The organism is Oxyplasma meridianum (assembly GCF_038024865.1).
GTDB lineage: Archaea > Thermoplasmatota > Thermoplasmata > Thermoplasmatales > Thermoplasmataceae > Oxyplasma > Oxyplasma meridianum.
Window position 1 is genome coordinate 626,877 of sequence record NZ_CP133772.1, and the last position, 24,318, is coordinate 651,194.

Sequence of the window (24,318 nt, forward strand, 5' to 3'; positions counted from 1 at the left end):
TCTTTAAATCAGGATACTGTCTTTTCCCCTATGATATTTCCAAAATAGACTATTAATCTAAATTCCTCGCCTGTTCTCAGAAACTGTGTTGAATTGTAGGGTACTATTAAAAAAGTCTGTGTCTGATCAATGCCAATTATCTGGGATCTGTTTGTACTGTGCCATATCATGTTGTTTATATTCGTCATAGGGCCGTAAGGCATTATCCTGAAGAAAACAGGGATGCTGTCGTTTCCGGATCCGTGATATGTCAGATTGACAGACATTTCATACACAACACTTGTGTTAAGTTCCGGAACGCTATTCGTATGCACTGAATTTATGCTGAAATAGCTGTTTACATGGGAAACCTCAAGAAATGCCGCCGTGGGGACAATTAGAAATATAATAGAGATTATTGCTATATTCCTGGCTGCCCTGGTAGGCGAAAGTCCAGAAACCTTACCTGTAATGGATCTTTTAATCCCATTGGTTGTATCTCTGATATCATGTTCCCTCATTATCCCTGGAATCACAAGAAGGGAGATGAGAGGCCAGAACATAACATACTGGACAAAAAGCCTGTAATTGAATATGAAAATGATAACCGGTATGATGAAAAGGCAGTACTTCAGCCTGTTAAAATATATCAGGTATGCAGCCACGAAGAATATGATAAGATACAGCATAATAAGAAAGAAAAACTCTCTTGATATTGGTAAAAATCCCGCAAATGAAAGCTGAGATATTCCAGATCCAACTCCTATCAGGCTTGACATTTCAGGGGATATTAAGGAAGTGAAGAATGCCATGGGGTTGAGAAAAATAAAATATGCATTTATCAGGATAAAAGATCCAACAAAAGAAGTAAACCAGATGGACAACCCTTTTTTAGTTTTCCTCTTTAACATGTATATTATGAGAAACGGCAACACTATGAGAGGAAACTGCTTGAATGAAGACGAAAGTCCAAGCATTATTCCAGATATTGCAGATCTATCTTCAAATATGTAGGAGGCCATGATAAGGGATACCCAGAATACGCTGTTCCCAGTGGTCAGGCCTTCATAGAAGAATGGCATTGCGGAAAATATGGCAAGTGCTGCAAATGGAATGTAGTTGGAGTAGCCCTTTTTCCGGAAATTGTAAGATACAAGAAGAAATGGAATTATATAGAGAGGTATCTGAACAAATGCCTCCTTTATGTGAAATAGTACTGCAGGGATGTATGAAATGAATGCTAGATCAGGATAACCTAAAGATTGCACAAACCCCCCAATTGTTAGTGGCGTTGTTCTGTCGAAGGTAAAGCCCATCTTGGGCAGGAGTCCATACAGGGTGCCTTTTATGTATGGATTGATACCATGAAGAAAGTACTTTGCGGAGTAGTAATCGAGAACAGATTCGTCAGTAGGAAAAGGCACCGAATTCATCAGCATTATGAAGAGGATAATTAGAGATGTAATGACTGCGCCAATTATGAATGATCTTAGGTGTATTCTCTCCGCGTACCCCTTATACTGGCTTATGATCAGCGCAAGTGTAACAGCAATGCACAGTAAGATTATCTCCAAGAAGAGAAGGGAAGAACCAGGAACAAAGTAGAAAGATAAAACTTCTATTGAAAAGGATAAGAGATAAATTGTTAACCCAGCTATGAAATCCGGTTTATATATGCCTGCAAGGGGGAGGAAAAAAAGGAAAAAAGAGGTTATGAACATTACAAATTCCAAAATAATTGCAGGGAGAGATGTGTAACCAAAAATTGTGTTTATATAAAACGGTGTAACCAAAAGGGAAGTACCAGCAGAAAGCATGAAGATCCTTCCTGAAGAGTATGATTCAACAGGGGCAAGATGCCGGTTTGATCTGTTGGCGAAGTAAGACTTGATTGAATTTTTCAATATCCTCCATTATGGAATTTGTAGAAATAAAACTTTCTGGCAGAGTTTTTCTCAATGTTGTTAAAGCGGGAAATATGGCAAAGAGATATTTAGCTTCGGTTGAAAATGAATACAAAAAATATTTTAGTGAAAAATTTATATCAATATAGGATATGGATAATGAATGCCGATATATAACAGCGATGAGCATGAAATAATGAAGAGCGACGCAACCCTGATCGATCACGGAGTCAAGGTATCGGATGGTACGCTGTACCTGAGCAACAGCAGGGTAATCTATGAAAGAAAAGGGAAGAAGAAACTGTTCAAGGCTATTCCCCCGCGTATAGATCTGGAACTCAAGCTTACGGAGCTCAAGGATGCTGCTGGATCGGAACCGAAACTAAAATTCTGGGCAAAAAGAATTCTTACAATAACTTACGAAAGAGACAATGCCACAAATGGCGTGGATTTTGTTGTTGAAGAACCTGACGCTTGGGCAAGATCCATTCAGCAGTGGGCATCAGAGGCAAAGCGCAGGTACACAGAGAAATCAGAGAGGGAAAAGGAAGATGAGAAAAAAAGGGAGATTGAGATGGCAAGAGCAAAGACTCCCGGAGCAAATATAAATATTCTCTATAATGAAAGTAAGAAAAAGCAACAGAGCAGGTCCCCAAACTATGTTGAAAGTGAAAATGGAGAAGACCTTCCCGCTGAAACAAAGACGTGTCCATCATGTGGAGCACAAGTCCCCGCCGATGCCAGGTACTGTTATAGTTGCGGACATCAGTTCTGATATTCAACCCTTTATGGGAAAAAGTTTCTTCAATTGCCCATCAGACCGACCGGTAAAGTAAAGCCTTTAATTACAATTGCTGACCATGAAGCGGACATGGAGTTATGATAAGATTGAACATACCGAGAGTTCATATACTCCTGATGCTGATGAAACGGATAATATTCCTGAAATAGACGATGCAACATTTGCGTCTACTTTGATGTCAAATGTTAAACTCGCTGTTGAGTTCTGGAAACCCATGTGCCTTCCCTGTACCATGATGAAGCCAGTATTCCGCAAAGCTTCGGAACAATACTCTTCTGTGATCAGGTGCAGACGTGCAGTTGCTACCAATTCCACAACTGTCATGAAGCTATTCAGCATTGATTATGTGCCGACAATTTTGATGTTTTATCACGGACGGGTTGTTGATACCATGATTGGTGTTGTTTCCCAAGAGACACTGTTTCAATCTTTTAGACATCTTGCTGATCTCTGAATGGAAGGAAAAATAGCATTAAATATAGTAACATGAATAAGATTATTTATTTCCTGATAATCAGCGTGCTGAATTGTTATCCAGAAGATCTCCTGTTATACTGGTCCAAAATATCATTGGTGCGATTCTTGGTATAGTAGGGCTCTTCTTCATAACACGCTTTGTGGGAACAACTGACTGGGGCTTTGTTTCATTCGGGATTGGGTTTGTGGGGATCCTCTCTCTGTTTGGGGATCTGGGGTATTCAACCGCACATAACATAAAACTTTCTCAGGGGGAGGAAATTGAGACCTGCAATGGAACATATCTTACAATCAAGCTTATTCTGAGTTTTCTTTTCATTGTCATTGTCACAGGATCACTCCTGATCTGGACACATGTTCTCCACAGAGGTTTTCAGTCGCCGGTAGAGTACTGGATTATTCTTGTCCTCATTCCATATTTTTTCTTCTCAAATTTCATCGGTTTCACAAAAACATTCTATGTGGCAAACCTGAAATCGACAAGAATTGCCATTCCTCCTGTCATTGAAGCTTTATTGAGAAATTCAGTATTCATAGCTCTTGGGTTGGCCATACGGTACAGCATACTCTCAAATGCAGGATATTTTCCGGCTATTCTGGTTGCAGCAGCCTATAGCGTCTCCTATGCAGTATACTTCCTGACATCATTTATTCTGGGCCGGCCTTGGAAGATTGCAAGGCCAACAAGGAAGATGCTGAAGGCCTATACTGCTCTGGCTCTTCCCCTTTCCCTGGTCTCAGTTGTTGGAACCGTCAACGGTAACATTGACAAGGTTATCATAGAGTTCTACTGGCATGCTACCGCAACAGGTGCTTTCTTCTCATCGCAAAATATAGCACTTGTTATAGCATCGATCAGTGCTTCCATGTCCATCTTCTTTCTTCCCATGCTTGTAAGGATAAGTAAGGAACATCAGAGGGAGGAGCATGAACAGACAATAAAGGAGTTTGAAAGGCTCATCTCACTATTTATTCTCCCCCTTGTGGTTGATCTTGCAGTGCTTGCAGAGTATTTTATGAATATATTCAGCCAGGCTTATATCGCGTACAGTGCAATCCTGACAGTACTTTCTGTCAGGACTTACTTTTCGGCAATAAATAGCCCGTATTCATCTGCCATAATGTCAAGGCAGAGAACCGGAAGAATTGCAATTATAGATTTTCTCTCTGTCATAGGAAACATTGCCCTAATTTTGATTCTTGTTCCGCCAGCCATATTTGGAATTACCTTTTTCTCGCTGGGTGCTGTGGGGGCGGCAGTCGCCACCACATCAATAACCATATTGGACACTTTTCTTTACCGGATATCTCTGTCGAAACTGGACAAGACAGGTTATAATTTCCATATTGCCAGGCACATAATACCAGCTGCTGTGCAGACGGCATTCATAATGCTTGTAGTGCACTTCGTCTCTCCAAAAAACATATTGATTCTGGCACCTCTGAGCATAGCCGCCATTGCCATCTATTTTCTGATTGCAATTGCAATGAGAGAGACCTCATTCAGTGATATCGCCTCATTGATCAGATCATTCATGCCAAAGGCGATAATGAAGCAGTTCAGGGAAGAATAATTATTTTCCGGGAGTCTTCTGTACCAGTTGAAGCCATGAAGGTACTATTCCATTACCATTATTGGAAAGTGTAAATTCCAAATTCATCATGTAGTATGGTATTTGGATCATGGCGGTTAATGTCCCATTAGGGGATGAATTCATGGTTTGCACCGGTAATGGGGAAGTTCCATTAAAATTGTTGAATGTTATCCTCAGTTGCGTATCTGTAGTATTTATTCCAGGATAAGATGATTTAATCTCATAATCTCCGGGGGCAAGAAATGACGTTCTGTAAACGATGGATTCACTTCTCTTCCCAGCATTGCTGTTCTGTGTTAAAGCTGAATAATGCATGGTTTCATTTATGGGGATGAACTGCTTTACAGGTCCTGTGTATCCCCGTTCCAGGAGTATTTCACCATAATCCTCTCCAACTATCCCATAATGATTGGGCATGAATATTTTATTTGTCTCATTCAGCATTGTATAATTCATGTCAAGTGTGAAATATGTGCTGTAAAATGCGGGACTGTATGGATAAGTGATTACAAATTCCGGATTTTTCACCTTCGGATAGAAGTCGGGAAGCGCCCAGTGGTAACCGGCAGTAAGCTGGGGCATGTTATCCTGTATTATTATGGATGAATATTCAGGCACCAGGGAAGAGAGCTTCATAACGCCGGATTCATACTGGTGATAGGTGATGGTGACCATAGTGGGATAACTGTTTTGGTTGCCTGTAAGATCATAGTTCAGAGAGTGATCACTCATGCCTCCTGTTGCAACTGCACCAACCGGGGTAAATAGGGCTGCAAGGAATATGTTGAAAGCAAAGACAACCGCAACAACCCTCTTAACGGTTATTCCATGTCTCCCATATTTCTTTGCCAGCCTTTCAGCGCCAAATATGAACGCTATGAATATCTGAGCCACTACCAGTGAAGTATACTGATAAAACATTGTTTCCACATAGGGGAAATAAGAGTTAGTAAACGCCAGTGCGGCAAACGGAAGGATAAGGAAAAGAATCTCTGGTGCAAATATGCATATGAATAACATGGGGAGCATAAGCCACAGGAAAAACTCCGCCTCATAAAGCTTGGTTGTGTGTGTGAATGCAAATGTGGAGGAAAAGACAGAGTTATTTGCAAAAGATAAGGCGTAGCTTGGGCCGATATAGAGGTTTGCGGCTACAAATATGACTACTGACGACAGAAGGAGGAGAAAGCCGGTGGCTTTCAGATCAACATGATTATTCCTGCTTCGGTTAGCCACGATGGCATATATCCCAAAAAACCCCACAATCACAGGCGCCAGAAGATCAGTTATTGAGGCAATAATTCCAAAAACAAGGCTCTTTCCCTTCTCTCCTTTCAGGTAGAAATAGAATGAGAAAAGAAAGGGTGTGGGAAAGAGTGCCATAAAGTGAAAATCAAACCAAAGTGGTCCGTAGAGAGGGTAAAAAAGGAGATAGGTCAATCCCACCATGAAAGCAGTTCTATCATTTTTAAACTTAAGTCTGGCAATGAGGTAAACAGGATAGGAACCCGCTGAAATAACAAATGCCTGAAGCACAAGTACTGTCTGTGGATGTGGATAAACAAGATAGATGACTGCAAGGGGAATATAGATCAGTTTGTTGAATGTGATATGGGTAAGATTGTAAGACAGGCTTGAATGGAAAACATAATACAAAAGCTGCGAACTGACCCCCAGATCGTATACACTGGCATTCATTGCAACATATTTCATTATTGCTAGGTATGAATAGACAGTTGCATTGACAATTATTGCTATGATCAGTACCAACGATAATATTTCAGGATATTTCTTCGTGCAACCTCATCAAAACCATGACTTAAAAATTGTTGGTGAAGTGGCCAATACAGAGAACTGGTTTTAAACATTGCCTAATGAAATGAGACCTGGGAATCAGCCGTGATAAGCAGGTAATATATCAACAGAACACATACTTACCCAGACATAGATAAGGATAACACCGAGAAGCAACTTTGTCTTTCTGCAAAATATTGAGAAAATTTCTATATTGTGATCTATGTATCTTTAGGTTATATCATAAATTCATATTTTCTTTTATAATACTAGATCATTAAAAAACGTATGAAAACTTATTTTATAAAAGGGGTGTATAATGATGAATAGAAAGCTGATGTTGATTATGGTAGCAGCAGTGGCAACCATACTTCCGGCAGTAGCAGTGGCGGATGTTATGATCGCAGGATCAGTTGCAGGCCATGATGTGCAAGCAAAAGACAGCTTCATTGTACAGCCAGGTTGGAATTATCTGGCAGCAAACAAATCCGCAGGATTTGGGTGGATAAGTCACATGGTAAATTCTAATGAAGTATTGGGAAACATTAGTCTCGGCGTTATGACCAACGAGACTATTTATGAGATAAATGTTCTTGACATTAACTTCACGACAACGGGATCATTCAACATAACAGTCAGTACCAGCACGCCCCTGCCTCAAAGCACAGTCCTTTACATATCCAATGCTCCATTTAGCTTCGTGAATGGAGTGATAAGTACAACTGGCGCTGAACACAGTTTCGAGCTTAACAAATCATCCACACAGACGACGATAGGATATTATGTTTCCCCAACCATAACTTTGTAAATTGCATTCTCAGTCGGAGCTGGAATTGCGGGAGGAACTTTTTCCCTTAACATGGTTATGTTGCCAGGTGTAATGCCGATTGATAAACTGGTACTTGGTTCAGATCCTGCTAGCAGTGGCAGTGTATCTACAGATGTTCAAGGAGTTATGGTTGGAACGTTCTTAAATGGAAGCAGAACACCTGCCCTTTTACTTAATAATGGACTTTACACAAATGCTAACATTGATACATTCAATGTTGAATCGAACAGCAACTACATACCTTTTGATGTAAGTGACTTCGTGAATGGAGCCTGGGTTATCTTTAATGTAACTGTCATGAATAATGGTAAAAGCACACTAAGTTTGACCAACTTTACGCTGGATACTTACTCTATAAACTCAGCTGGTGCATATGTGAAAACAATTCAGCCAATTAGCCCAAACACAACTTTTCCTATGAGTGATCTTTATACAACTCCTCCTACAATTGATGGTTTTGTCAAATATATGGAACCTCTTGTTACAAGCGCACCATACTACAATGACAGTTGGGATTTTGCGATGAGTAGTATGAACGAACCTCCCACAAGTCTAGCTCCAGGGGGAACCTTCACATATCAGGCGTTCTTCGGTCTCGGAGATCTTGTGCCAACAGACTATGCACAGGGCGTTTTTGTTGCGTATTACCTTGGCCTAGCACCAGCATCCTAGGCCTCCCGGAGAACAACTCCCATATATATTTCATATTTGTATTTGTAAAAACTTTTATATAGGCCAGTTATTTTAAATCGGTTCTTCCCACATTTGTGGGATGTATTTTTTTCAATAGATATTAAATCCTTTATTTCTAGATCTCAGCAATGGAAGTATATGTCGATTTTCAGGTTTTCCATGTTCCTGTATCCATAAGCCATCTTCTGGATTGTTGCTATCTTTATGTCGATGACTTCAGCAATTGCATTTGTTATATGATGCTTGAAATATGAGAGTATGCCATAAAGTTGGTGCTTCATCATCCTTGCAACTCTCTTCACAGGTTCAATTCTGGAACGTTTTGCCCATCCGTACCAGTCATTCCAGAATGATCTGACCTCCTCCCCTGTCCCGGATCGCCATAGATTCCTGAGATTCTCCTTTATGGCATATCCCCTTGCATTGTTGAGATCAGATCTCTACAACAGTTCAAATTTTTCTCGGTATTTTTCATGCAGATTCTTATTTAATGGAAGAATCTGCTGTTAATTAAGAACAGGGAAAGGAAAGGGCATCCCTTCAGGACACCAAATGCATTCATGACATTCCTTGCAAAACTGAGGGAAGTGTATTGTGTTCACAATACGCGTTGACTATCCTGGATCAAAATGGAAAAGGGAAAGAAAAGAATGGTGCAAACTCCATACTGTCATATCCATACATGATATCTCTGTTATGGCGTTCAGCATAACAGATGATCATGCTCATGATGCAAAAGAGGGCATGAAGATACTGGAATCAATCAGGGAGGGGATAAGAAGAATATTCGGCCATAATAGATATGATTCAAAGTCAATATTCAATTCATTAGGATGGAATGCAATAATACCTCTCGGGAAGAATGCTTCCTCATAGATCAGAGGATCAACTGCAAGGGTTAAGGTTGTTACATTCACATAAAAGACCTATGAAACCAAGTAAAAGAAATCCGTGGAATATGGAAAACGCTGGAATGTAGGAATATATTTCTCAGGTCTGAAGAGAACTGTGGGTAAAATAATAAAGACGGTCAAACCTGAATATATTGTTCAGGAGATAGCACTGAAGGTGCAGTACTACAACATCATGAAGGGAATGATCCATGCATATTGATTTGTGCAACACACTTTACAATTTACAATATGAAAATATTATTAGTAACTTTAATCTTAATACATTCATGGACAAGTTTGAAATTGAGAACTACCTGGAAGCTGGATCACGCACCCGGTCTTCCATGAACACAGAAATGATATATAAAGTAGGAAATGAAATTGCACAGAAAATTATGAAAGGTGGAATGCTAATTCTCATGGGAAACGGAGGGAGTGCCGCTGATGCACAGCATATAGCAGCTGAACTTCTTGGGAGGTATTTCAAGGAGAGAAGATCACTGCCTGCTATAGCCCTAACAACAAACACTTCTGCCCTTACAGCTATTTCCAATGACTATTCCTATGAATTTGTGTTTGAAAGGCAGATAGAAGCCTTTGCGTCCAAGAGAGATGCTGTCATTGGGATATCCACAAGCGGGAGCTCAAAGAATGTTGTAAGAGGTCTGGCAAAGGCAAAGGAACTTGGTTCCCTAACAATCGGCTTCACCGGTGCAAAGGTGGGAGAGATTGACAGAATTGCTCATTACACAATAAAGGTCCCAAGTGAATCAACACCAATAATACAGGAGGTACACATTGCTGTGGGGCATATTATATCACAGATAATTGAAGATTCTATAAGCCCATGAATTAATTTTTCCAGAAAAAGGTAACAAGGAATTTATTAATCATGCGATCAGTTGAACATGAATCTGAACCTGTTGTAGACGCTGGGAAAGAACCTTGAGAAAACTTCCCTGTGTTCACCGTTCAGGGCATGGGTTAGCTTGATCAAAGAAAGATAGATCGCCACGCCAGCAATTATATACAAGGGTAGGAAAAGAATCCTGTCACCTGTCATGAATGCAAAGTAATGAACAACCACCGCCATAACTATTGCTGAACCCCAAATCTTGAAAACCGTCTTGAAGTTGAGGCCGAATATATGGCTCTTGAGTGAAGCGTAAAGTATGATCAGAAAGGAGACAACCATTATGCTTGAATATCCAATGGATGCACCAATTATTGAAAATTTAGGTATCAGTATATACGAAAGGGCTATATTTGAAAAGAGAGAAAGTGTCGAGGAGTAGATGAATATTTTTGTAACCCTTACACTGAAAAGCCCCTGGTTGAGCACATTTACCGATACAAGGACTGCAGAAACTGTAAGAATTATATCTATTGGAAGTGCGCTGGTAAGATAGTTGGATCCCGCAATCAGATCTATTATTGGAGTGGAAAGAGCCATAATGCCAAGCGTGGCAGGTACGTAAAGCATGGATATCACGTCGTTGGTGAGGCTGACACCTCCCTTTACCGAATCTTTGCCCCTCTGTGCGTAAAACTGGGAGAATTTGGAAAGGGTTATGTTGTTTATTGGCACTATGAATATTCCCACTGAAGAGACTACAAGCAGTGCAAGGTTGTAGATGCCTAGGCTTCCAAGATTGAGGAAGAAGGCTACAACGAACCTATCCACATAGGATGCACTAATGCTTATTATTGAGGAGAAGAATAGAGGGGCGGAATACCTGAATATTTCTCCTGTTCCCACATTTATTGGCTGTTCATTTCCCTTGAATATGAGTATATTGTAGATCATTGCCCCTGCACCTATGAAGTATCCAATCATCCAGCCAACCGGGACATAAATAATAGATGGGAAAAAGAATATCAGGACAGCTGCGGAACCATAAGCAAGTATATAACTTATGATGGTAATCTTGCCATAAGTCTGGAACTTTTGCAGCCCAAGAAGCATACCTCCAAGTATGTTGAAAAGTACCATTATGCCCACATCTGGAGAGAGAAGTTCAATGATTCTGGTATAGCCTGCAGAATGGAAGAATATCTGTGAAATGTAAGGTGCCAAAGCCACCACGGCAATGGTTGCTGCAAAGAAAAGCCCTATGCCGATCCTAAGAAATTTGCTGATTATTGCGGCGGCACCCTGAGGTCTCTTTCTTCCCAGTTCATATGATATATAATGCTGCATTCCATACTGGACACCAAGGGAAAATATTGTTGGAAATATAACCATTATTGCAACAAGAAGAGTTAATGAACCAACCTGGGCAGGCTGAAAAATCCTCATTGCGTAAATATAGAAAAGAGAACCGGCAATAGTCAGGGACCCGGAACTTGCATACTGCAGGATAACACTCCTAGAGAAATCACTGTTGGCAGTCTCTTCCGACATTTCTCACAAGATTAAGTTAACGTATTTAATTGTTCACAGCTATTAACACGATTGGAATTTAAACAGATATCACAGATTAATTTTATAGTTGTTTTGCAATCAAGTAAGGATATTGATGCAGAGTACAATAAAAAATAAGGAAATAGTGGTTACAGGGGGGGCCGGATTCATAGGAACAAATCTGGTCAGGACTCTTGCACCCGACAATGAGGTCACTGTTATTGATAATTTACACACCGGTTCAGAGGGGAATCTCAAGGAACTCATTGACAGCAAACAGATAAAGATCATAAGAGATGATGCCAGGAACATTGGAAAATACAAATTGCAGAGTGATATGGTATTCCATCTTGGTTTTCCATCAGCATCACCAATGTATAGGGAAAATCCAAACCTGGTATCAGAAGTCGTTGCCGGGATGACATCAGTTCTGGAATACTGCAAGGAAAACAGCGTAAACCTTGTATATTCATCAACTTCCTCAATATACAATGGCGTTCAACCTCCACACAGGGAAGATATTGTTCCTGGCGTGACCGATTTTTACACTGAAGCCAGAATATACACGGAAAGGCTTTCAAAGCTTTACAACGATCTCTTTGGGGTAAATGTTGCCGCAATGAGATTTTTCTCCATATATGGGAAATATGAAAAGGCAAAGGGAGGCTATGCAAACCTGGTAACGCAGTTTCTCTGGAACATAAGGGATAAACAGGAACCTGTAATATATGGGGATGGAGAGCAGAGAAGGGATTTTGTTTATGTTGAAGATCTGGTCGAATCCCTGCTTCTTGCATCAAAGATAAAGGGGTGTGAAGTGTTCAATGTTGGTTCAGGCAAGAACTATTCACTGAATCAGATGCTTGAGATGCTGAACCGCCATCTTGGTACAAATATGAAGGCAAAATACATAAAAATGCCTGTGAAGAATTATGTTATGGAGACACTGGCAGATACCAAAAAATCTGAAAAGGTTCTTGGTTTCAGGGCTAAAACAACACTGGATGAAGGTATAAAGATCATTTCCGAGTTTTATAAATGAAGCAGAGAATGATAATGTCAAGGACCCCGCTTAGAATAACTTTCGCAGGGGGTGGCACAGATCTGCCTGAGTATTACAGGACACATGGTCCAGGTGCTGTTGTATCGGCTGCAATTGACAAATACATTTATGTGCTGGTGAACAAAAAATTTGACCATAAGATAAGGGTGAGCTATTCACATACAGAGATTGTGGATCATGTTGACCAGATCAGGCACCCGACTGTGAGGGAGGCCCTGAAACTTCTCAATATAGACGGTGGTATTGAGATTGTATCAATTTCCGACATACCGTCACAGGGTACTGGCCTGGGTTCAAGCAGCACTTTTCTTGTGGGACTGCTCAATGCATTGCATGCATACAGAGGCGAACTTGCATCTGCAGGGCAACTTGCTAAGGAAGCTGTGATGATAGAACGTCAAATTCTGGAAGAACCTGGGGGTAAGCAGGATCAGTATGCAGCGGCTTATGGCGGGTTGAACATGATTGTTTTCAACAGAGATGAAAGCGTGGAGGTCAAGCCTCTGATTTCAGATGAAGATACAAGAATGAATCTGAATTCACACCTTCTTCTTCTCTATACTGGAAAGGAGAGAAGCTCCGCAACAATACATAACAGACAGAAGGCTACTGTTGAAGAGAAAATCAAGAGTTATGATTCTATGAAGAATCTTGCCTACGAACTTTACAGGAAGCTTTCAACCAAAGACTATAATTCAACAGGACAGATAATGCACGCGAACTGGGCTTTGAAAAAGGGACTTGCATCAGGAATTACTTGGGATTTCATAGACCAGTGCTATGATGAGGCTCTAAAGATGGGAGCTACTGGTGGAAAGCTGATTGGTGCAGGGGGTGGTGGATTTCTCCTGTTTTTTGCAAAACCAGAACTCCATGAAAGGATTGCCAAGGCGCTTGAACTCAGGAAGGTGGATTTCAACATTCAGTACCAGGGGTCAGGGATCATTTATGTGGGAGACTGAAGTAAACTGTTGCCAGGATAAAGCTGATACAGAATTATAAAGAGGGAAAGCAAACCCGTAAAACATGATTTGTTTCTGACCTATTTTTGGCAACTTTGGCATATCTTACTAAAACAAAGAATATACTTTCCTGGTTAAATTTTGAAAGATTCTAAAAGCGTTTTGTATTACTGATTTCAGTAATCGTTATGATATAATCGCGATGACAAAATGGGATCTGAAAGGGCATAGACTAATTATCTATATTTTAAATCTATATCTATTATTCTTATGATTTATAATATTAATCATGTTATGACTAATTGCGTATATTAAAAAAATATGCAGAGGAAATAAAAAGGTGAAAACATGAATAGAAAAATGATGATATTGATGGTGGCAGTCGTCGCGACAGTCCTCCCAGCAGTGGCTGTTGCAGACGTGATGGTAACCGGATCAGTCAGTGGTTCGGGTGTAATGGCGATGGATGCATTTACTGTGCAGCCTGGAAGCAATTATGCATCAGCGCATTCCAGTTCTGGCTTTACTTGGACCGCAAGCCATATTAATGAAAGTGAGATTCTGGGGGATATTAGTGTTGGAATCATGAGCAACGAAACAATCTATGAGGTAAATGTGCTTGACATTAATTTCTCGTCCTCAGGATATTTCAATCTCACAGTTAACGTACCAACAGTTCTCCCAGGATCAGGCACCGCAGAGTTTCCAGCGGATTCAACTATATACTTTAGCACCACGCCATTTACGCTTACAGCCTCAGGTATTTCATCGACCCAATCTGTTAGTCTTTCAAATCCAGGTAGCACCACACTCAACTTTCACCACGTAACACCCAGTACTACAATATACATAGCCTTTGAAGTTGGAGCTGGTCCATATTCTGGAGCCTCGTTCAGCCTTTCTGGTGTCTTCAGTAGCTAAACTTAGATAATCTAACTAAATATAATATATAATATTTTATTTTATTTTTATTTTTTTTCCGAGTTCTGTGTTTTTTCTAAATAGATGGAGGGTTTTACCACGTCGTTATTTTACTTTACCCTTCATTAATATCAATAACTGACATAAAGTCCACCTTTCGAATCGAAAATAGTTAAAAATCAGAACTCTTGCTTCCCTCATTCAAGTACTTCCTGATACCTCTATTTTATGGATGCTGATAGTTCCCAGAGAGTATATGTAATTCGGCTTTAGTATGAGTCCTTCGTATGTACTATATACATAACTACCCAACTAGAAAATCTCTGTGTAACCCATATGCACGAACATATTGCACGCATATATTCACGAGATAGATCCATTACAAGACCAGAGAATCAATGGTAGTTAATAGAAGAAAAAAAGTGCAATTGTGACTTGACATATAATAACGAACTAATTAAAGTTAAACCCTATGGGTATGTGAATTTGCCTCCTTCTATGCTGGTTAAATCATAAGATGGATCTTTCATTCAATAAATCTTTATATAATGATCTACTCTATAAATATGGAAGAAGAATCATTAATCGAGAACATTCTGAAAGCGTTGGAAGGATCCAAGGGATCTTTAGAATTCGTATTCACGGACATAAGCATTAAACTGCCTGGCATGAATGCAAACTTGGTGATAAATGGAAAGCTTGGCGTAACGGCGATGCCGGTACATGAAAAACCAAAACAATAACGCGATAGCTCATTTTTCTTCCAATCTTTTAAACTCCGGTTCATTATCAATAAAATTCAATGGTGAAGCATTCGCCAGGGTGAACCTGAATCAAGGCGATGTGGATATTCTGTTGGAAAATGGTGAAAGGGCAAAGAAACTTTCGAAAGTTATGCCACATTCTCTGAAGAAAATGAAGACTATGCATTTGATTTCAAGAATAACAGCAAAGATTGGTATAACGGTTACGGTAAGCGATCAGAAAGGACTTATTCTTAAATTAGGAAGGGGTGTCCATTCAATCATGGGCAACTTCGAGGTAAAGATAACACGAATAGGGAAATATCTCTAAGAACTTATTCCTTGGGATTCAAATCTTTAAATCCCACAGACTTTCCATCCATTATTTTTAACCTGTCGCTTATTGTTTCAAGTGTTAAAATGATCTCAGTCGGTTCGATCTTCATCTCTCTGGAAAGTGAAAGTTTCTCACTTAGTATTGTGAATATGTTCTGGGCCTGCATGTAAGTTATAAGTGAATCCTTCTGCTGAGAAATATTTTCCAGTTCCTTAATTATATCTGACAGAAGGTAGGAATCTTCCCGTAGTTTGATCAGTTCCTCTTTGGGAAGGCGTTTTCCTGTAATGTTTGAGTCCTCATCGTGGTTTAGAAGGAAATTGTCCAGCATTTGTAAAATCTTCTTTCTTGCCTCCTCTTCTGTAAGATCTTTGAAGATGGGCAGTCTGTTCAGAAGAGATATGCTTCCATATGAAATTCTGTCATTCCTGATAATATCGTCAAATGCTTTAGATATGGCGGCAGTTTCAGTCATACCGTCCAGTTTCAGCTGAAGAACTTTACCCTTGTTTTCTGCGTCTCCAAGCAGGTAGCTCATTCTTTTAATTGCCTGTTCAGATTTCCCGATTTTTATAGCAAGAGAACTGAGTTTATACTCAAGATTGAATATCTCATCTACCAGATCATTCCTTATCTTCTCATGTCTCTCTTTTTCCAACATGATAGATTCAATCTGAGATTGCATTTCTTCCCTGCGATTGTAATACTCAATAAATTCATTGATGGCTGTTAAATCATTCTCATCTGGAACAGAGATGGAACTTTCGGTGTTTACGGATTCTATGGTGTTACCAATCTTTCTTATTCTCTTTGCCATATTTATTATGGACTTGACCTGTTCCACATTAAGGTTCAGTTCAGAAAGGTTCTTTGCCAGGTCCATAACTTCAGAATTTATCTCATTAGTGAAATCCTTATTTTCTTCATAGTTTTCAATATTCTCAGAAATCCTGTCTGAAGAAATGTGGTTTTCAACCTTAATTGAACTTTCAGTAACGTTTTCTGTTTTTTCCTTCTGTATTGTTTTGTTCTGAAAACTGTTGATAATCCTGTTAACAGTTGAAATTGAAACATCGAATTTTTTAGAGATTTCAGACTTCCTGATTCCGGACTTGAAGCTGTCCATTATCATTCTTTTCTCATCATCCGTTATTCGTTTAACCAAATAGCATCACTTTGAATATTTCCTGGCGTCTCTATATGTATTGATGTATATAATAAGATAATGACCTGTGCATGAAATAAATTTCGCTATTTCTTTAAATGCAGGAATGTGTTGAACCGAAAAAATGGTGAGGATTTCGCTTATTAAAGTTCCTCAAGATCATCCATTCGCCCACTTCTCTGCTGGTTTTCTGCCCAAAGATCATAGGGGTAGGTTACATGAAGCGCACTTGATTGGTTTAATTCATCTATTTCAGACTTTGTTAGCTTCCATCCCAGGCATCCTAGGTTATCAATAAGCTGATCCATTGTTCTGACACCGATGATTGGAGATGTAACACCTTTTCTGGTGAGAAGCCAGTTCAGTGCAACCTGAGAATTTGTTTTTCCAACCTCCTTTGCCACACGGTTCAGTGCATTAACAACTCTCCATGTGTGTTCATTGTTATTCAACTCCCAGGGTGTTTTTCTTCCTGATTTAAAGGCATCCCCCAGTCTGGTCCCTTCCGGTGGGTTGTTCATTTCAGCTGAATATTTTCCACTTAAAACACCGCTCTTGAGAGGACTCCATGGCAGAATAGCCACGTCTTCATGAATAGCCATGGGAATTATTTCATTCTCTGTAGATCTGGAAAGAAGATTGTATTGTGGTTGCAGGCTTACAAACTTTTCAAAGCCATTTTCCTTAGAGACCCCAAGCGCCTTTTCAAATTGCCATGCCCTGAAGTTGCTGGCCCCTATATATCTCACAAGACCCTGATCCACAAGTCCGGTAAGAGTGCCAAGAGTTTCTTCCAAGGGTGTGATAGGGTCCCAAGCATGCACCTGAAGAAGGTCAATATAATCAGTCTTCAACCTCTGAAGGCTCTCTTCAACCGACTTCAGGATATGCTTCCTTCCAAGGCCTATCGAGTTCTTTGAATTTCCACTTTGAAACCTTACCTTGGTTGCTACAACATAATCATCCCTGTCGTGATCATGAAGCCATTTACCTAATATTTCTTCAGATATACCACCTGTGTAAACATTGGCAGTATCAAAGAAAATGCCTCCTTCCTGTGCAAACCTATCCATAATCTTTACTGCATCTGATTCAACAGTCTGCCCTCCAAACGTCATGGTTCCAAGGCAAAGTTCGCTTATCAATGTTCCAGTGTTTCCCAGTCTTTTGTATTCCATATGGCAATATGCGGTCATTACATAGAACAATTTTGGTTGAAAAATCAGATAAGATGGAAGTTTTCATGAAATAATAAAGAGGATGAAAATGTTATTTACCTTTATAAGTATGGATATTTGCAAAATATGGTGAAATATCTATGGAAAAAGGACTTGAAATATCATTTCAGCTGAAAAATGACAGAGAGGGGCAGGAGACTGTTCTAGCATTGGGGAACATCACCGGTAATGATCTAAAAGGCGAACTGGAACTTGATTGGAGGATTTTCCATGTCACGCTGGGAGAGAATAAATTCTTCAAGGTTCTCTATACTGGAAAGAAAGTGGGGAAGCTCCACCCTGGTGTTGAAAAGAAGATAAGAGAACACTTTGATGAACTGTCAAAACTTGAACTTAAAGAACTCTTAAAACAATATAAAGAAAAGCAAGCATCAGGCGATTTCAAAAAGGTTGATATCAAGGAACTGAAGGAAGAGTACGATCTCTGGCAGGACAAATTCTGGCTTTACTTCTAACTTTCTCAATATTTCATATAACGATGGTGAATTAGTTAATATTTTTGCCGCCTTAAAGGGCGAAATCCACTCTATTCCTATAGTTTGTGTAATAAATATATGAAAAAAGACCCACAATAAAAACCTTTAACATGGGAATCACGGAATGTGGCGAAGTACTTGGGGTTCGGGCAAGAGCATAAACCGGTTAGGACAGGATATTGTACCATTAAACTTTAGTGAATATTATAGGAGAATCATGTTGGGGAAATGAAAGGAAGAAATTGAGAATTGAATCTATAAGTGTAGTGGATGATTTTTACTTTGTCATTTACATTTCACATTGTTGAGTATCAAAACACAGGCTCTAGAAGAATGGGTTCACAGGTAATATCGCAAAAAAATATGGAAACTTGTCAAGAAACATAAAATAGAACTGATTTTATTTTTGAAAAAATAAGGATCTTGAAATAAATTTTAAAAAAATTGGAGATACCCTAATGAAACAAAGATTATGGGCCTAAGACTATACTGACAGATACAACAAAAGGGACCATGTTCTCTTCATATTCGTTATTTGAATCTATTTAAAGACCTATCTATGTAAACGGAGAGAGTATACTAACCACTTGCGTTAATGGAAAGGATCATTGTCTACTGAGTAGTGAGTGAACCATAGTAGTTCATTTCAGTTGATTTTACATACTGTCCCGACATAAAGCGCTAAATCTTGTTTAGTTCTTAAGATAAGTATCACTATATCCATTGTTGATCCAGTTGAGAGCGATAGTAACAGGTCCTACTTTCAAGCCAACTGATCCATGGTTATATATTGTTAGATTCAGTTTAACCCAGTTCCCCGAAGCAAAGTTACTCATGCTTACTGTTGCCAACTCTTTATGGTCATTCTGTTGCTTAAGCAGTGGTACAACCCTTCAAATCCACAGGTTGAGAGGGAGATCAGAAATTGCATATCATTCCTCAATTTCATTGGATATCATGATTCATTACTGGACAGGATCACCATCTGGTACTTCATGGAAAGGATTTCCAAAACAGGAGAGGGTTTTCATATCTTTAATGAGATAAGAGATCAGTTCATGGCCAAAAAGATCAGGGTAAAGAAGGGAAGGATGCAGGATGCTTCATTCATCTTGGCAGATATAGGTAATCATGGAAAGCCAATGGTAGATTCAAAGACACCAACATGGAAAGATGATGAATGGGCAACAAAAACAAAGAATCATGATCATCACTTCTGTTACAAGGCCCATGATCTTGTGGATGAGATCAAGATCATGGAGAATATGTCAGCAATGTTTGCAAAACGAGTGCAGGGGGATCAATGGCACAATGGATAAAGCTGTTAGGTGTCACAGCCTCCCCATGAAGATCATAAGCAGGATCCTGCATATCTCCAGGATCAGGTCACGGGTGGATCATCCATATGCATTCATGAAAGGAATGTTTGGGTTTGCACACACCATGGTTACAACCCTTTAAAGGGTAAGGGTCAAGACATATTTTACAGAAATGTGCTACAACCTCTCAAGACGAGATTTCTTTATCGAACAGCGTGATCTATAAAAAAATTGAAAAAACAGAGAGACATAACAAGACTTGAAACAATCATAGTCAATTCAGGTATCAATTCTATTGAAAATAATGCATTTCAATAATATCCGTCAAAAATTAGAGGTTATGGGAAATGTTCATCTTATATTTAAAGATACAAATATTTATAAAGATAAGATTTATCCTGACATTACTACATAAAGTTTATTAATCTTAAAGAAGTATATTTTTAGGGTAATATGTTAGGGATAAAATTCAAAATTTTTCTAGTGGTGTTGGTATCTGTAGTGATGGTTCTATCCACGCTTGGTCTTGTATATGCATCTGGAGATGTCTCAGGGTCTACTGGTTTATCCTCAAGTGTTTTAGCAAGTACAACGCCTACAACGCCATCAACAACGGCAGGAAAGACAGTAACTGGCAATACAAATCCAGCCCTGTCATCAGTGGTGAATAATGCCTTAAAGGATAAGAATCTGACTAAGGATCTTTTCATCCCAAATGTGAATTTTCTTCCAGGTATGAGTTCAGGACATGTTCAGCCTCTTTATGATCAGTCTCCTGCTCCAATGGGGATTGGGGATTTTGGTCTTGTAAACCATGGAGGCAAAATAGTTGGAACATATATGACGACATCAAGTTTTGAAGGCACATGGACGGTAAACAACCTCACAGCTTTTAATTTGGGTAACGATGGACCTACCTCAGTTACGGTTCAGATGAATACAATTCTTGCACACACTACAATCCTTGGAAAATCTAATTTCGTCTACTGGACGCAAAATGTGATTGTCTACTCATCCAGGACACACAGCCTTTCCTTTGAGGATAATATCTGGAATTTCTCAAGCCCAACAGCTGTCATGACTCCAAATACAATATATAATTCAACTGGTGAGGTTATACCTTACTCCGGTGTTCATATAGCAGTAGGACCAACAGTAACTCTGAATTATCCATTCACTGTGAATCTGTTCCTGAACACAACAGTTCTGGATGGAATGGATACGGTATATTTCAATTACTCAATACCTTCCCTCATGATGAATGGCACATATGATCGGGTCATGTTCAATTCAACCTATGGAATGCCACCTGGTTATTCTGCTCCGCCAGCTTACTTTGAGGTAAACGGTAATAAACTGAATCCTGAAGGCCTGCTTTATGATGCGGAGCTAATGATAGGCGGTCCTGGTGGAGGAAGTACTAATTCCATATATACGTTGAATTCAACAATGTCCCTTAAATATCTTTCAACAGCGCCTCAAATGCCTTCTCCACCGGCACCTCCAGGACCTCTCCCACCAGGACCACTTCCACCAGGACCTGGTATGACGCCATATATTCATAGTCTGAACCTCCCGGGACCCTCTCCAGGTGGAGGACCCGGAACACCACCAGTTCCGCCCGGTCCTGGGCCAATGCCACATCCTCAAGCTCCATCTACAAAGGGAGTATATCTCAACGTTCCATCCGCATATGATTTTGGGACAGATACCGGTGAAACTTCAGAGGGGGTAGCAGTTGCCTGGAACTCCCAGGATCAGGCTATCTTAACGGCAGGACCTTCATTGCTTTATGGGATGTGGGGAGTATCAAATGTAATGTCCATGGAGCATTTCACTGGTCATGTTTCTCCATCAAACGCATTTATGTTTGTAGATACTGGAAATTACGTAAACCCCAATACAGCAGGATGGGCTCCATTGACGGAAAGCGGTACTTACAACTTCTGGCTTCCCGCTGGAATGTATACAGCTGAGTATATGTTGAGCTATTACAACCCCGTTGTAATGCCTCTGTCTGGGAATATGCCAAATCCCATGCCAAATCCCTTTATGCAAGGTCCCTTAGGTCAAAACAATTTCCTGAATCAGGCACAAAACATCCAACTAGTGAGAGATGTGTATGATGGAATATACACGCCATTATTTGCCATGAACAATGCGCAGCTAGCAAACATTTCGGTCTCCGGAACCGGAACCGCAGAAAACCCGTACTTGGCTGAAAATGTTGAGTATACTAGTATCAGCCCATTATTCGGTCAGGTAAATGACTTCCTTTTCCCCGTTTTCGAGGGGGTCATGATTATGAATACGGATGCACATTTTGATATGAACCGCATGCCTGCTTTCAGTTTCCAGATGCCACAGTATACAGACTTATTTCTGAGTTATTATAATATACCAACTACAAACTATATGGGTTACTGGCTCTACAATGCATCCAATATATCTCTGTGGGACACTTCACTAATTACAGGGTGGTTCACCCCATATGGTGCTGGATTCCCATATGCAAATGTTATGATGTGGAATTCCTCCAATGATCTTGTGGGTAATAATACCTTCCAGACTATGGATAGTTCCATGCTAATTTTTGGGGGGACCGACAATACAGTATGGGGTAACACTTTCACAAACGTGGCACCCGTATTGCTGAATTCGTCAGCAATGGCCAATGTTTCGTTGTATGGGAAACCACTTGCCCTCTCAGTGTATAGTTCAGGGAATCTAATATACGATAACAATTTCACTACTTCTATACCTGCCTATAGCCCGGATGAAAGCATATATACTGGGTATCAGGCGTACTATCTGGATTCCTGGAATGTTTCAACGCAACCCGCCTCTGAAGTGCATGTCTTTAATGGATACCATCTTTCTGGAAATATAATAGGAGGATATTACCAGGGTGGAAATTACTGGTATAATTTCGATGGGATAGTACCATTCAATGATTACGGACTAATTGCAAACGGAGGAGATTACGAACCTTTAAATGTTTTGTGAACGTTACAGATCCTTACAATGGGATTGTTAATGACTCATACGTACAGGCATCACAGCCTCCCGTGGTACCAGACACAACACCAATAAATATCACACTGTTCAGCAACTTCACTGTTGTACACTGGTGCCCAACAATAAGTGGCACATTCCAGGCACCATCTGGTAACTTTGCTTCCATAGTTCTTACTTACAATGGTGAGGCAACTGGTGCTGTGTATGATTCTTCATACTGGATGACACTGAATAATGTTACAGTTTTTACAGGTACTACCCCAGAATATGGAAACTGGACAGTACAGGACAACGTTACCCAGTTTGCTTCAATGCTTCATGGTAAGGTATATTACTTTTTCTATCCTCCAATGACAATCATAAATGGCAGTTTCATTAATAGCGTTACAATATCATTCTATCCAGTAGCACCGGGTGTGGTTTCTCCATCTGAACCAAATGAGATATTCTCCACACCCTTGGGATACGCAAATGATGTATCTACAGCGAATATAACTGTTCCGGATAATGCAGTTGCTGCAAAGCTTCTTCTTTACGTTTATGGGTATGGCGCAGATGAGTTCTGGTATGCCAATGAACCAACCTACTCGCCATTTGAGAACATACAGGTTACCTCAGGAAGCACACCTATTGCAAACGTGCTTCCTTTCCCCTACATAAATACAGGTGGAATTAACCTGTTTCAGTGGAGACCGATTACTGGAGTTTACACCCTAAATGACAGGCCTTATGAAGTTAACGTAACTGCGGCTCTTGGAATTCTTGAGGGGACACATAATCTTACAGTGTCAATGAATAAAATAGATCCCGGATCTTTCTGGCAGGTTTCAGCTGATCTACTCGTATATACAAGTTCATCGGCCGGACCAGCAGAACTATTGGCCTACAACTTTTCACAGCCCATTAGCTTTACAGAGTCGAGCAGCAATGGTCTAAACTATACAACCATAGGGGTTTCTTCATACTCCTATTCTTCTCTGATACCAACAGAAACTGGTTATATAATTGCAGGAACTAACAACAATGAAACTTTTGTGAATATACAGGATTATAGTCCAAATGATGTTTGGGAGAACATTACTCAGCTATCTGCAACCACAACAGTAGACTTTACCACGTATATGTCAGACGGCAATTACACGAGCCAGACTGTGATAAAATCCACAATGTTTCCACTGGTGATGGATATTGGTTTCCCAACTGTTGTTGTTTCAACCACAAACGGTGGCTACCCTATGATTGTACTTTCAATAACAGATATACCAGTAATGGAGCAAGGATGGATCCAGACAAGTATAAGTGAGATACAGTACCCTTCAGGTCTTGTTGGAACTGGTGAGCATATTACTGAAGATATTGCAGATGTATCCAATGCTTACAATGTGGAAAACCTTACTCTTACAGACCCATATGCAGGCATAATAAATTCAGTAACCAATGTATCAAGCCTGACAACAAAGTACTATTACTCTGCAACAATAATTAACTCTACTCTGGTCAGTTCATATACTCACATAATTGAAGCCCTAGCCAACAATGCAACACAACCAAATTATGCAGCTTCAATAATATATGATCAGATATGGCAGTTGCAAAATATGCCATTTGGTTTATTCTGATCCAAATTTTTATTTTTATAAAATTTTCTTTCCATTCAGACGTAAATAGTTTTACATTTTATAACTCTCTGACTTAACCTAAAATAG

Annotated in this window: 22 protein-coding genes and 2 pseudogenes; 18 read left to right on the plus strand and 6 right to left on the minus strand. The window is 39.8% G+C overall.

What is annotated here, in order from left to right:
• Positions 1-8: 8 nt before the first annotated feature.
• The gene (locus OXIME_RS03205) at positions 9-1,883 is read right to left on the minus strand and encodes a hypothetical protein (RefSeq protein ID WP_393972034.1); all 1,875 of its coding nucleotides are present in this window, start codon (positions 1,881-1,883) and stop codon (positions 9-11) included.
• 11 nt (positions 1,884-1,894) lie between these two features.
• Here OXIME_RS03205 and OXIME_RS03210 point away from each other — a divergent pair, with 11 nt between their 5' ends.
• The 4 genes from OXIME_RS03210 to OXIME_RS03225 all read left to right on the plus strand — a co-directional run bounded on the left by OXIME_RS03210 (position 1,895) and on the right by OXIME_RS03225 (position 4,736).
• Entirely contained in the window at positions 1,895-2,032 is a 138-nt protein-coding gene (locus tag OXIME_RS03210; protein WP_393972035.1) for a hypothetical protein, read from the plus strand.
• Positions 2,033-2,046: 14 nt separating this feature from the next.
• The gene (locus OXIME_RS03215) at positions 2,047-2,658 is read left to right on the plus strand and encodes a zinc ribbon domain-containing protein (protein WP_393972036.1); all 612 of its coding nucleotides are present in this window, start codon (positions 2,047-2,049) and stop codon (positions 2,656-2,658) included.
• Positions 2,659-2,743: 85 nt separating this feature from the next.
• Positions 2,744-3,139, plus strand: a complete 396-nt coding sequence (locus OXIME_RS03220; RefSeq protein ID WP_393972037.1) for a thioredoxin family protein — start codon at positions 2,744-2,746, stop codon at positions 3,137-3,139.
• 73 nt (positions 3,140-3,212) lie between these two features.
• Positions 3,213-4,736, plus strand: coding sequence for an oligosaccharide flippase family protein (locus tag OXIME_RS03225; RefSeq protein WP_393972038.1), 1,524 nt, complete (start codon positions 3,213-3,215; stop codon positions 4,734-4,736).
• On the opposite strand, the gene OXIME_RS03230 is transcribed toward OXIME_RS03225, so the two are convergent.
• Positions 4,737-6,527: a DUF2079 domain-containing protein gene (locus OXIME_RS03230; protein WP_393972039.1), complete on the minus strand. Its 1,791-nt coding sequence runs from the start codon at positions 6,525-6,527 to the stop codon at positions 4,737-4,739.
• A 343-nt stretch (positions 6,528-6,870) separates the two neighbouring features.
• On the opposite strand from OXIME_RS03230, the gene OXIME_RS03235 reads away from it, so the two are divergent.
• Both OXIME_RS03235 and OXIME_RS03240 read left to right on the plus strand, forming a co-directional pair.
• The gene (locus tag OXIME_RS03235) at positions 6,871-7,359 is read left to right on the plus strand and encodes a hypothetical protein (protein ID WP_393972040.1); all 489 of its coding nucleotides are present in this window, start codon (positions 6,871-6,873) and stop codon (positions 7,357-7,359) included.
• Between the two features lie 72 nt (positions 7,360-7,431).
• On the plus strand, positions 7,432-8,052 hold the full coding sequence (locus OXIME_RS03240; protein ID WP_393972041.1) for a hypothetical protein: 621 nt from the start codon (positions 7,432-7,434) through the stop codon (positions 8,050-8,052).
• A 143-nt stretch (positions 8,053-8,195) separates the two neighbouring features.
• On the opposite strand, the pseudogene OXIME_RS03245 reads toward OXIME_RS03240, so the two are convergent.
• Positions 8,196-8,483, minus strand: a pseudogene (locus OXIME_RS03245) (transposase); the annotation flags it as partial.
• 81 nt (positions 8,484-8,564) lie between these two features.
• On the opposite strand from OXIME_RS03245, the pseudogene OXIME_RS03250 reads away from it, so the two are divergent.
• Positions 8,565-9,186, plus strand: a pseudogene (locus tag OXIME_RS03250) (transposase); the annotation flags it as partial.
• Between the two features lie 67 nt (positions 9,187-9,253).
• Positions 9,254-9,817: a D-sedoheptulose 7-phosphate isomerase gene (locus OXIME_RS03255; protein ID WP_393972042.1), complete on the plus strand. Its 564-nt coding sequence runs from the start codon at positions 9,254-9,256 to the stop codon at positions 9,815-9,817.
• A gap of 47 nt (positions 9,818-9,864) precedes the next feature.
• Here OXIME_RS03255 and OXIME_RS03260 read toward each other — a convergent pair whose 3' ends face one another.
• On the minus strand, positions 9,865-11,370 hold the full coding sequence (locus OXIME_RS03260; protein WP_393972043.1) for an oligosaccharide flippase family protein: 1,506 nt from the start codon (positions 11,368-11,370) through the stop codon (positions 9,865-9,867).
• 115 nt (positions 11,371-11,485) lie between these two features.
• On the opposite strand from OXIME_RS03260, the gene OXIME_RS03265 reads away from it, so the two are divergent.
• The 5 genes from OXIME_RS03265 to OXIME_RS03285 all read left to right on the plus strand — a co-directional run bounded on the left by OXIME_RS03265 (position 11,486) and on the right by OXIME_RS03285 (position 15,390).
• Positions 11,486-12,412 carry an NAD-dependent epimerase/dehydratase family protein gene (locus OXIME_RS03265; RefSeq protein ID WP_393972044.1) on the plus strand — a complete coding sequence of 309 codons (927 nt, stop codon included), beginning with the start codon at positions 11,486-11,488 and terminating at the stop codon, positions 12,410-12,412.
• Positions 12,409-13,395 (plus strand): kinase, encoded by a 987-nt coding sequence (locus OXIME_RS03270; RefSeq protein ID WP_393972045.1) that lies wholly within the window; start codon positions 12,409-12,411, stop codon positions 13,393-13,395. The genes OXIME_RS03265 and OXIME_RS03270 overlap by 4 nt, the downstream gene beginning before the upstream one ends.
• A 348-nt stretch (positions 13,396-13,743) precedes the next feature.
• Positions 13,744-14,316 (plus strand): hypothetical protein, encoded by a 573-nt coding sequence (locus tag OXIME_RS03275; protein ID WP_393972046.1) that lies wholly within the window; start codon positions 13,744-13,746, stop codon positions 14,314-14,316.
• Between the two features lie 566 nt (positions 14,317-14,882).
• Entirely contained in the window at positions 14,883-15,059 is a 177-nt protein-coding gene (locus tag OXIME_RS03280; protein WP_393972047.1) for a hypothetical protein, read from the plus strand.
• Positions 15,040-15,390, plus strand: a complete 351-nt coding sequence (locus tag OXIME_RS03285) for a hypothetical protein (protein ID WP_393972048.1) — start codon at positions 15,040-15,042, stop codon at positions 15,388-15,390. Before OXIME_RS03280 ends, OXIME_RS03285 begins: the two co-directional genes overlap by 20 nt.
• Positions 15,391-15,394: 4 nt before the next feature.
• Here OXIME_RS03285 and OXIME_RS03290 read toward each other — a convergent pair whose 3' ends face one another.
• Positions 15,395-16,561 (minus strand): hypothetical protein, encoded by a 1,167-nt coding sequence (locus tag OXIME_RS03290; protein WP_393972049.1) that lies wholly within the window; start codon positions 16,559-16,561, stop codon positions 15,395-15,397.
• Positions 16,562-16,704: 143 nt separating this feature from the next.
• Complete coding sequence (locus tag OXIME_RS03295) at positions 16,705-17,739, minus strand: aldo/keto reductase (protein ID WP_393972050.1); 1,035 nt, start codon at positions 17,737-17,739, stop codon at positions 16,705-16,707.
• Between the two features lie 140 nt (positions 17,740-17,879).
• On the opposite strand from OXIME_RS03295, the gene OXIME_RS03300 reads away from it, so the two are divergent.
• From OXIME_RS03300 to OXIME_RS03320, 5 genes are all read left to right on the plus strand, one after another.
• Entirely contained in the window at positions 17,880-18,254 is a 375-nt protein-coding gene (locus tag OXIME_RS03300) for a DUF2004 domain-containing protein (protein ID WP_393972051.1), read from the plus strand.
• A gap of 878 nt (positions 18,255-19,132) precedes the next feature.
• Entirely contained in the window at positions 19,133-19,594 is a 462-nt protein-coding gene (locus tag OXIME_RS03305) for a transposase (RefSeq protein WP_393972052.1), read from the plus strand.
• Positions 19,587-19,736, plus strand: a complete 150-nt coding sequence (locus OXIME_RS03310; RefSeq protein ID WP_393972053.1) for a hypothetical protein — start codon at positions 19,587-19,589, stop codon at positions 19,734-19,736. The genes OXIME_RS03305 and OXIME_RS03310 overlap by 8 nt, the downstream gene beginning before the upstream one ends.
• 347 nt (positions 19,737-20,083) lie before the next feature.
• Positions 20,084-22,600, plus strand: coding sequence for a thermopsin family protease (locus OXIME_RS03315; RefSeq protein ID WP_393972054.1), 2,517 nt, complete (start codon positions 20,084-20,086; stop codon positions 22,598-22,600).
• Positions 22,597-24,231, plus strand: a complete 1,635-nt coding sequence (locus OXIME_RS03320) for a peptide-N4-asparagine amidase (RefSeq protein ID WP_393972055.1) — start codon at positions 22,597-22,599, stop codon at positions 24,229-24,231. The genes OXIME_RS03315 and OXIME_RS03320 overlap by 4 nt, the downstream gene beginning before the upstream one ends.
• The last annotated feature ends 87 nt before the right edge of the window (positions 24,232-24,318 follow it).

Excerpts from the sequence above, each read along its gene's own strand:
- OXIME_RS03215 (WP_393972036.1), top strand. The coding sequence starts at position 2,047 with ATGCCGATATATAACAGCGATGAGCATGAAATAATGAAGAGCGACGCA.
- OXIME_RS03270 (WP_393972045.1), top strand. The coding sequence starts at position 12,409 with ATGAAGCAGAGAATGATAATGTCAAGGACCCCGCTTAGAATAACTTTC.
- OXIME_RS03240 (WP_393972041.1), top strand. The coding sequence starts at position 7,432 with ATGCCGATTGATAAACTGGTACTTGGTTCAGATCCTGCTAGCAGTGGC.
- OXIME_RS03220 (WP_393972037.1), top strand. The coding sequence starts at position 2,744 with ATGAAGCGGACATGGAGTTATGATAAGATTGAACATACCGAGAGTTCA.
- OXIME_RS03260 (WP_393972043.1), bottom strand. The coding sequence starts at position 11,370 with ATGTCGGAAGAGACTGCCAACAGTGATTTCTCTAGGAGTGTTATCCTG.
- OXIME_RS03255 (WP_393972042.1), top strand. The coding sequence starts at position 9,254 with ATGGACAAGTTTGAAATTGAGAACTACCTGGAAGCTGGATCACGCACC.
- OXIME_RS03235 (WP_393972040.1), top strand. The coding sequence starts at position 6,871 with ATGATGAATAGAAAGCTGATGTTGATTATGGTAGCAGCAGTGGCAACC.
- OXIME_RS03210 (WP_393972035.1), top strand. The coding sequence starts at position 1,895 with ATGGAATTTGTAGAAATAAAACTTTCTGGCAGAGTTTTTCTCAATGTT.
- OXIME_RS03275 (WP_393972046.1), top strand. The coding sequence starts at position 13,744 with ATGAATAGAAAAATGATGATATTGATGGTGGCAGTCGTCGCGACAGTC.
- OXIME_RS03295 (WP_393972050.1), bottom strand. The coding sequence starts at position 17,739 with ATGGAATACAAAAGACTGGGAAACACTGGAACATTGATAAGCGAACTT.
- OXIME_RS03300 (WP_393972051.1), top strand. The coding sequence starts at position 17,880 with ATGGAAAAAGGACTTGAAATATCATTTCAGCTGAAAAATGACAGAGAG.
- OXIME_RS03310 (WP_393972053.1), top strand. The coding sequence starts at position 19,587 with ATGGATAAAGCTGTTAGGTGTCACAGCCTCCCCATGAAGATCATAAGC.
- OXIME_RS03305 (WP_393972052.1), top strand. The coding sequence starts at position 19,133 with ATGGTCATTCTGTTGCTTAAGCAGTGGTACAACCCTTCAAATCCACAG.
- OXIME_RS03280 (WP_393972047.1), top strand. The coding sequence starts at position 14,883 with ATGGAAGAAGAATCATTAATCGAGAACATTCTGAAAGCGTTGGAAGGA.
- OXIME_RS03285 (WP_393972048.1), top strand. The coding sequence starts at position 15,040 with ATGAAAAACCAAAACAATAACGCGATAGCTCATTTTTCTTCCAATCTT.
- OXIME_RS03265 (WP_393972044.1), top strand. The coding sequence starts at position 11,486 with ATGCAGAGTACAATAAAAAATAAGGAAATAGTGGTTACAGGGGGGGCC.